The sequence below is a fragment of the Streptomyces sp. CO7 genome, assembly GCF_053474865.1.
On sequence record NZ_JBRIOU010000002.1, the window covers coordinates 1,575,534 to 1,583,429 of the forward strand.

The window sequence follows — 7,896 nt, forward strand, 5'->3', positions numbered from 1 at the left end:
GATCTTCCCGCCGTACCGTCCGATCCACTTCTCGCCGCGCTCGTGGGCCAGCGCGTTGATCCGGTCGGCCTGCGGCTGCGCCGCGTGGTGCTTCCACAGCTTGGGCCAGGCGTGCGGCCGTCCGCCCAGCGGCGTCCCGGTCAGCGGAGTCCCGTCGGCCAGCGTGGGCAGCACCGTGCAGGCCGTGAAGTCGGTGGCGACGCCGATGATCGCGCGCGGATCGACGCCGGACGCGGCGACCGCCGCCGGCACCGCCTCGCGCAGCACGTCACGCCAGTCCTCGGGGTGCTGCAGCGCCCAGTCGGGCGGCAGCGGAGCGTCCGAGCCGGGCAGCCGCTCCTCGATCACGCCGTGCCGGTACTCGTGGACCGCGGAGGCCAGTTCCTCACCGTCGCGGACCCGCACCACCACGGCGCGCCCCGAGAGGGTGCCGAAGTCGACGCCCACGGTGTACCGCTCGGAACCCTCGGGCAGGTCGTCGGCGGATCCGGGAGCGGGCGGGGGAGGAGGGGCAGAGGTCACGGAGATGCCTTTCGGGTGGCCGTTGGGCCGCGGAGGGACTCTTCGGAGCCCGTCGTAGGCGCGTGCGGGGGACACCGAAGTGTTAGCGCTCACAATCTCTCGGCGCAAGAGGCGTGCGGAGAGTGAGCGTCTCCTGCGCGCGCGGAGTTGACGCGTCCGCACGCCTGAGGCTGTCACGGCGAGTCACGGAAAGATAACGCGCGCAAGGGGATTGAGAACCTGTCTTGTTAGCGCTCACAATGCGACGGCGCGCCCTCCGTGAGGAGGCCGCCCTTCGCGCGGCCGGTGTTCGGTCGCATCGACGGCACCCTCCGTGCACCTCGAAAGGACACACGTCATGGCCCGCAGAGCCGCTCTCGCCCTCAGCACGGTCCTCCTCCTCGCCACCTCGACGCTGACGGCCTGTTCCACCGAGGCGCCCGACTCCGAGAAGCCCGGGGGAGGGGACTCGGACGGCAAGATCACCCTCGGCTTCGCCCAGGTCGGCGCGGAGAGCGGGTGGCGGACGGCCAACACCAAGTCCGTCCAGGAGGCGGCGAAGAAGGCCGGCATCACCCTCAAGTTCTCCGACGCCCAGCAGAAGCAGGAGAACCAGATCAAGGCGATCCGCGGCTTCATCCAGCAGAAGGTCGACGTCATCGCCTTCTCGCCGGTGGTGGAGTCCGGCTGGGACACCGTGCTCAAGGAGGCCAAGGACGCCGGCATCCCGGTGATCCTCACCGACCGCGCGGTGGACAGCAAGGACACCTCGCTCTACAAGACCTTCCTCGGCTCGGACTTCGTGAAGGAGGGCAGGTCGGCCGGCGAGTGGCTGACCAAGGAGTACGCGGACGACAAGGGCCCCGTCAACATCGTCGAGCTGCAGGGCACCACCGGTTCCGCGCCCGCCAACGACCGCAAGGCCGGCTTCGCCGAGATCGTCGGCAAGGACGACAAGTTCAAGGTCGTCGCCTCGCAGACCGGCGACTTCACCCGTGCCAAGGGCAAGGAGGTCATGCAGGCCTTCCTGAAGTCCCACAAGGACATCGACGTGCTCTACGCGCACAACGACGACATGGCCCTCGGCGCCATCCAGGCCATCGAGGCGGCCGGCAAGAAGCCCGGCAAGGACATCAAGATCATCTCCATCGACGGGATCAAGGACGCCTTCGTCGCGATGACCGAAGGCAAGATCAACGTCGTGGTGGAGTGCAACCCGCTCCTCGGCGACCAGCTGATGGACCTCGCCAAGAAGGTCGTGGACGGCGAGGAGGTGCCGCCCCGGGTCGAGACCGAGGAAGGCGTCTTCACGCAGGACCAGGCCGAAGAGGCCCTGCCCACCCGCCAGTACTGAGGCGACCGGAACCGGCGCCGGAGGGGGCACGCACCGCCCCCTCCGGCGTCACCGCCACACGAGTGAGAAGGAGGGCGGATGACAGCCCCGTCCACCCCGGCAGTCCCGGACGCCGGCGAGCGGCGGCCGGTCCTGGAGGCCACCGGCATCCGCAAGCAGTTCCCGGGCGTACTCGCCCTGGACGGGGTCGCCCTGCGGCTCCACCCCGGCGAGGTCCACGCCCTGATGGGCGAGAACGGCGCCGGGAAATCCACCCTGATCAAGGTGCTCACCGGCGTGCACACGGCCGACGAGGGCACCCTGCTCGTCGACGGCCGGCCGGGGACCTTCGCCGACCCCCTCCAGGCCCAGCAGGCGGGCATCAGCACCGTCTACCAGGAGGTCAACCTCTGCCCCAACCTCTCGGTGGCGGAGAACATCCTCATCGGACGTGAGCCCCGGCGCCTCGGACTGGTCCACTGGAAGGCCCTCAAGCGGCGCGCGGCCGAACTCCTCACCGAGCTGGACCTGGACCTCGACGTGTCCTCCCCGCTCGGCTCCCACTCGCTGGCGGTGCAGCAACTCGTCGCCATCGTGCGGGCCGTGGACGTCTCCGCCAAGGTGCTCGTCCTGGACGAGCCCACCTCCAGCCTCGACCGCGACGAGGTCGCCCAGCTCTTCGCCCTGGTGCGCCGGCTGCGCGACCGCGGGGTCGCCATCCTCTTCGTGACCCACTTCCTCGACCAGGTCTTCGAGCTCTGCGACCGCGTCACCGTCCTGCGCAACGGCCGCCTCCAGGGTGAGTACGCCATCGGCGAACTCACCCCGGTCACCCTCGTGCAGCACATGATCGGCGGCGAACTCGCCACCCTCGAGGAACTCTCCGAGCAGGCGCACGAGGAGGCGGCCGAACGCGCCGCGGGCGAGCCCCTCCTCCAGGCGCGCGCACTGGGACGCAAGGGCTCCGTCGAGCCCTACGACCTCGACATCCACCCCGGCGAGGTCATCGGCCTCGCGGGCCTCCTCGGATCCGGCCGCACCGAGACCGCCCGCCTGCTGTTCGGCGCCGACAGCGCCGACAACGGCCAGGTGACCGTCGACGGCAAGGCCGTCTCCCTGCGGTCGCCCCGTCACGCCGTCACCCACAAGATCGCCTTCTGCTCGGAGAACCGCAAGACGGAGGGCGTCTTCGGCGAGCTGACGATCCGCGAGAACATCGTCCTGGCGCTCCAGGCCGCACGGGGCTGGACGCGCCCCCTGTCCCGCACCCGGCAGGAGGAGCTCACCCGCCGCTGGATCGACGCCCTCGACATCCGGCCCGCCGACCCCGAGGCCCAGCTGCGCAACCTCAGCGGCGGCAACCAGCAGAAGGTGCTGCTCGCCCGCTGGCTGCTGACCGAACCCCGGCTGCTCATCCTCGACGAGCCCACCCGTGGCATCGACGTCGGAGCCAAGGCGGAGATCCAGAAACTCGTCGCGCGCCTCGCCGCGGACGGCACCGCCGTGCTGTTCGTCTCGGCGGAACTCGAAGAGGTGCTGCGCCTGAGCCACCGCGTCGCCGTCCTGCGGGACCACCGCATGGTGGCCACCCTCGTCAACGACGACAGCGTCACCCCCGACCGCATTCTGGCCACCATCGCCACCGGAGCGGACTCATGACCAACCCGCCCGACCGGTCCCCGCGGACCGGTCCGCCCGGCGCGCCCACCGGGGCCGCACCCGGCACCGCACCCGGCGCCGTCCTCAAGCGGCTGGCCGGACACCGGCTGCTGTGGCCCTCGCTGGTGCTGCTCGCCCTGCTGCTCGGAAACCTCGTCTTCACCCACGACTTCTTCGATGTCCGGGTGCAGGACGGGCACCTCTACGGCAGCCTGATCGACATCCTGCAGTTCGGCGCGCCGCTCACCCTGGTCGCGCTCGGCATGACCATGGTGATCGCCACCCGCGGCATCGACCTGTCGGTCGGATCCACCGTGGCCATCGCCGGCGCCCTCGCCTGCGAGCACATCGCCGGCTCCGCCGACCCCGGCAGCGCCGGCACCGTGCTGACCGCCGTCGCCGTCGCGCTCGGCGTGGCGGTCGTCCTCGGCCTCTGCAACGGCCTGCTCGTCGCCCGCCTCGGCGTACAGCCCATCGTCGCCACCCTGATCCTCATGGTCGCCGGCCGCGGCGTGGCCCAGCTGATCACCGACGGGCAGATCATCACGGTGAGCAGCGCCACGTTCCACATGATCGGCGGGGGTTACCTGCTGACCCTGCCCTTCGCCGTGCTGCTCGCCGCGGTGGTCGTCGCGCTCACCGCCGTCGTCACCCGGCGCACCGCGCTCGGCCTGCTGATCGAGGCCGTCGGAGGCAACCCCGCCGCCGGCCGTCTGACCGGCATCCGCGCGGCCGGGCTGCTGACGCTGGTCTACGTCTTCAGCGCGGTGTGCGCGGCCGTCGCGGGCCTGATGATCAGCTCCAACGTCTCCGCCGCGGACGGCAACAACGCGGGCCTGTGGATCGAACTCGACGCCATCCTCGCCGTCGTGATCGGTGGCACCGCCCTGACCGGCGGCCGCTTCTCCCTCGGCGGCACCGTCCTCGGCGCGCTCGTCATCCAGACCCTCTCCACCACCGTCTACACCCTCGGCGTCCCGCCCGAGACCACCCTCGTGTTCAAGGCCTTCGTGGTGATCGTGGTCTGCCTCGTGCAGTCACCGGTCTTCCGGGCCAAGCTGGCGCGCCGCCGCGGGAGCCGGCCCGCCCGATCCGACAGCAAGGCGGCCGCCGCCGGCCCGCAGCAGGAGGTCCGCGCATGAGCACCGGCACCGTCCCCAAGGCGGCGCGCCTCACCCGCCCGCTCACCCGCACCGGCTCACGCGTCACGGGCAGCCGGATCCCCCTGCTCGTCACGGCGGTGCTGCTGGTGGCGATGTTCACCGTCGGATCGCTGCGCTACGACGGCTTCTTCTCCACCCAGGTCGTCCTCAACCTGCTGATCGACAACGCCTTCCTGCTGGTCGTCGCCGTCGGCGCCACCTTCGTCATCCTCACCGGCGGCATCGACCTCTCGGTCGGCTCCATGGTGGCCCTGTCCACGATGATCACCGCCTCGCTCGTCGAGCACCACGGCTGGTCCCTGGGCGCCACGATCCCGCTCGTCCTGGCGATCGGCGCCGCGGGGGGTGCACTGATGGGCTGGATCATCCACACCTTCGAGATCCAGCCGTTCATCGTCACGCTGGCCGGCATGTTCCTCGCCCGAGGGCTCTGCTACACCATCAGCACCGAGTCCATCACCATCGACGACCCCACCACGGTCTCCATGGCCCAGACCCGGCTGTACGGTTCCGGAGGCCTCTTCGTCTCCGTCTCCGTCGTCATCGCCCTGGTCGTCCTGCTGATCGCCTTCGTCGTCCTGCACCACACCCGCTTCGGCCGCGGGGTGTACGCGCTGGGCGGCAACGAGACCTCGGCGCGGCTGATGGGTCTGCCGGTGGGGCCCACGAAGATCGCGGTCTACGCCGTCAGCGGCCTCTGCTCGGCCCTCGGCGGCGTGCTGATGACCTTCTACATGCTCTCCGGGTACGCCCTGCACGCCATGGGCATGGAACTGGACGCCATCGCCGCGACGGTCATCGGCGGGACGCTGCTCACCGGCGGCTCCGGCTTCGTCCTGGGCACCGCCCTCGGGGTCCTGGTGCTCGGCATGATCCAGACCGTCATCAACTTCCAGGGCACCCTCAGTTCCTGGTGGACCCGGATCGTCATCGGCGGCCTGCTGCTGGTGTTCATCGTGCTCCAGCGGCTGATGACCGGGCGCCGCGCGGAGACCGACTGAGCCCCGGTCCCGGTCGGGCGCGCGGCGGCCGTGGTCGTCGTGCGCCCGACCGGGACGCGCCCGCACCGCACGCCGCCGGGCGCCGGACCGCACGCCACCGGGGGTGGCCGCGCCGTCCGGCGCCCGGCGGCGTGCGGTCGCTTCGGTCGGTCCCGGTCGCTGCCGGCGGCCCGGTCTCCTCGGTTCGCCTCGACCGCTCCGGACGCCTCGGTCGTGTCAGCCGCCTCCGTCGCCTCCGTCGCCTCCGTCGCCGCCGTCGCGTCAGTCGCGTGAAGGCTCGCGCCGCGCCGTGCTGGCCCGCACGATCAGTTCGGGAGCCAGGGTGTGGTGGGCCACCCCCTCCGCCGTCCCCTCGATGTACTCCAGCAGCAGGCCGATGCTGCTCCGCCCCAGGGAGGCGAAGTCCTGGCGCACCGTGGTGAGCGGCGGGGGGAAGAACTCGGCCTCGGGGATGTCGTCGAACCCGGCGACGGCCACGTCCGCCGGCGTCCGCAGCCCCGCCTCGCGGAAGGCCCGCAGCACCCCCAGCGCCATCTGGTCGTTGGCGACGAACACCGCCGTGAGACCCCCCGCCCGGCCGGAGGACGCCAGCACCCGGCCCGCGAGCTGCTGGCCCGCCTGGTAGCCGGACAACGGGCTCCAGTCCCCCCGCAGCAGCGGCGGCGCCTCCACGCCGGCGTCCCGCAGCGCCGCCTCCCAACCGGCGGTGCGCGCCTCGCTCTCCAGCCAGTCCGCGGGTCCGGCCACGTGCCAGACGGTGGAGTGCCCGGTCGTCAGCAGGTGCTCGGTGACCATGCGGGCGCCCAGGTGCTGGTCCAGCGAGACCCCGGGCAGGTCCAGGTCGTGGCCGCCCTCCACGGTGACCACCGGGCACGGGGCCTCCAGCGCCGCCAGCGCCCGCACGGCGTCGCGCCAGGGGGTGATGGCGACTATCCCCTCCACGCCCCACCCCGCTAGGTGCTGCACCGCCTCGGTGAGCGCCTCCTCGGTGGCCGCCCGCAGGGTGACGGCGGAGGTCAGGTACCCCCGCTCGCGCGCGGCCTCCTGCACCCCGGCCAGCGTGCTGGCGGGGCCGTGCAGCGTGGTGTTCACCGCGATGACGCCGAGCGTGTGCGTCCTCCGCGTCGCCAGGGCCCGGGCCGCCGAGTTGCGCCGGTAACCCAGTCGCTCGACGACCTCCGTCACCACGGCGCGGGTCCTGGCGCTCACGTTCGGGTGTCCGCTGAGCACGCGCGAGACCGTCTGGTGCGACACGCCGGCGACCCGGGCGACGTCCGCCATCGTGGGCGCCTTGGAGCCGTCCGGTTGCTGGATCAATCCTCTTCCCCTCTCGATGGGCGGCCCGTCCGGGTGCGCCGTCCCGCGCGCGCGGAGCACCCCGAGTGCGGGCCGGCCCGCGGTCCATCCTGTGCGCCCCCGATGCGAGCGCTCACATCATGATCGCAGCCAACCTCTCCTTCGGACACCGCAACTTCGTCCCCGCCCTTGAGTCGGCGCCATGTTAGCGCTCACAATTCTGGGGCCCACCCACAACGGCGGCCGCTTTCCGCGAGAACACTCACGGTGGCCGGGCCGCCGATCCCGGAAGGACGGTGAGAGCGTAGTGAACGCAACGCCCCTCAGGAGCCTGCGTCGTGAGGTCCTGGAGGCCAACCTCCGCATCCCCGAGGCAGGCCTCGCGACCCTCACCTGGGGGAACGTGAGCGGCGTGGACAGGGAGGCAGGGGTCTTCGTCATCAAGCCGTCCGGGGTCTCCTACGCCGACCTCACCGAGGAGGACCTGGTCGTGGTGGCGCTCGACGACGGACGGGTCGTCGAGGGCGCCCTCAGGCCCTCCACCGACACCGAGACCCACCGGTGCCTCTACCTGGCCTTCCCGTTCATCGGCGGCGTCACCCACACCCACTCCACCCACGCCGTCGCCTTCGCCCAGGCCCGGCGGCCCATCCCCGTGCTGGGCACCACCCACGCCGACACCTTCAACGGCCCGGTCCCGGTGACCGAGGACCTGACCCCCGAACAGTGCGCCCGCGACTACGAGTTCAACACCGGACAGGTCATCGTCCAGATGCTCCGGTCCGACCCGCGGCGGGCCGAGGAGGTTCCCGGCGCGCTGGTGTCCCGCCACGGCCCCTTCACCTGGGGTCCCACGGCCACCGCCTCCCTGGAGAACGCCGTCGTCTGCGAGGCCGTCGCCGAGATGGCCCTGCACACCCTCGCCCTCGGCGCCCGCCTGGGC

Annotated in this window: 6 protein-coding genes and 1 pseudogene; 5 read left to right on the forward strand and 2 right to left on the reverse strand. The window is 71.8% G+C overall.

Annotation, left to right across the window (positions count from 1 at the left end; genetic code table 11):
- Positions 1-522, reverse strand: a pseudogene (locus ACOV8S_RS09245) (ribulokinase); the annotation flags it as partial.
- 337 nt (positions 523-859) lie between these two features.
- On the opposite strand from ACOV8S_RS09245, the gene ACOV8S_RS09250 reads away from it, so the two are divergent.
- From ACOV8S_RS09250 to yjfF, 4 genes are all read left to right on the forward strand, one after another.
- The gene (locus ACOV8S_RS09250) at positions 860-1,855 is read left to right on the forward strand and encodes an ABC transporter substrate-binding protein (RefSeq protein ID WP_448317222.1); all 996 of its coding nucleotides are present in this window, start codon (positions 860-862) and stop codon (positions 1,853-1,855) included.
- Positions 1,856-1,933: 78 nt separating this feature from the next.
- A complete protein-coding gene (locus tag ACOV8S_RS09255; RefSeq protein ID WP_448317223.1) occupies positions 1,934-3,493 on the forward strand; it encodes a sugar ABC transporter ATP-binding protein in 1,560 nt (519 codons plus the stop codon).
- The gene (locus tag ACOV8S_RS09260) at positions 3,490-4,635 is read left to right on the forward strand and encodes an ABC transporter permease (RefSeq protein WP_448317224.1); all 1,146 of its coding nucleotides are present in this window, start codon (positions 3,490-3,492) and stop codon (positions 4,633-4,635) included. Before ACOV8S_RS09255 ends, ACOV8S_RS09260 begins: the two co-directional genes overlap by 4 nt.
- Positions 4,632-5,657, forward strand: a complete 1,026-nt coding sequence (gene yjfF / locus ACOV8S_RS09265; protein WP_448317225.1) for a galactofuranose ABC transporter, permease protein YjfF — start codon at positions 4,632-4,634, stop codon at positions 5,655-5,657. Before ACOV8S_RS09260 ends, yjfF begins: the two co-directional genes overlap by 4 nt.
- 261 nt (positions 5,658-5,918) lie before the next feature.
- Here the strand turns inward: yjfF and ACOV8S_RS09270 are convergent, their stop codons facing one another.
- The gene (locus tag ACOV8S_RS09270; protein ID WP_448317408.1) at positions 5,919-6,938 is read right to left on the reverse strand and encodes a LacI family DNA-binding transcriptional regulator; all 1,020 of its coding nucleotides are present in this window, start codon (positions 6,936-6,938) and stop codon (positions 5,919-5,921) included.
- A 322-nt stretch (positions 6,939-7,260) separates the two neighbouring features.
- On the opposite strand from ACOV8S_RS09270, the gene araD reads away from it, so the two are divergent.
- The coding region (gene araD, locus ACOV8S_RS09275) for an L-ribulose-5-phosphate 4-epimerase AraD (protein WP_448317226.1) at positions 7,261-7,896 on the forward strand (636 nt) is incomplete at its 3' end.

Excerpts from the sequence above, each read along its gene's own strand:
- ACOV8S_RS09250 (WP_448317222.1), top strand. The coding sequence starts at position 860 with ATGGCCCGCAGAGCCGCTCTCGCCCTCAGCACGGTCCTCCTCCTCGCC.
- yjfF (WP_448317225.1), top strand. The coding sequence starts at position 4,632 with ATGAGCACCGGCACCGTCCCCAAGGCGGCGCGCCTCACCCGCCCGCTC.
- ACOV8S_RS09255 (WP_448317223.1), top strand. The coding sequence starts at position 1,934 with ATGACAGCCCCGTCCACCCCGGCAGTCCCGGACGCCGGCGAGCGGCGG.
- ACOV8S_RS09260 (WP_448317224.1), top strand. The coding sequence starts at position 3,490 with ATGACCAACCCGCCCGACCGGTCCCCGCGGACCGGTCCGCCCGGCGCG.
- ACOV8S_RS09270 (WP_448317408.1), bottom strand. The coding sequence starts at position 6,938 with ATGGCGGACGTCGCCCGGGTCGCCGGCGTGTCGCACCAGACGGTCTCG.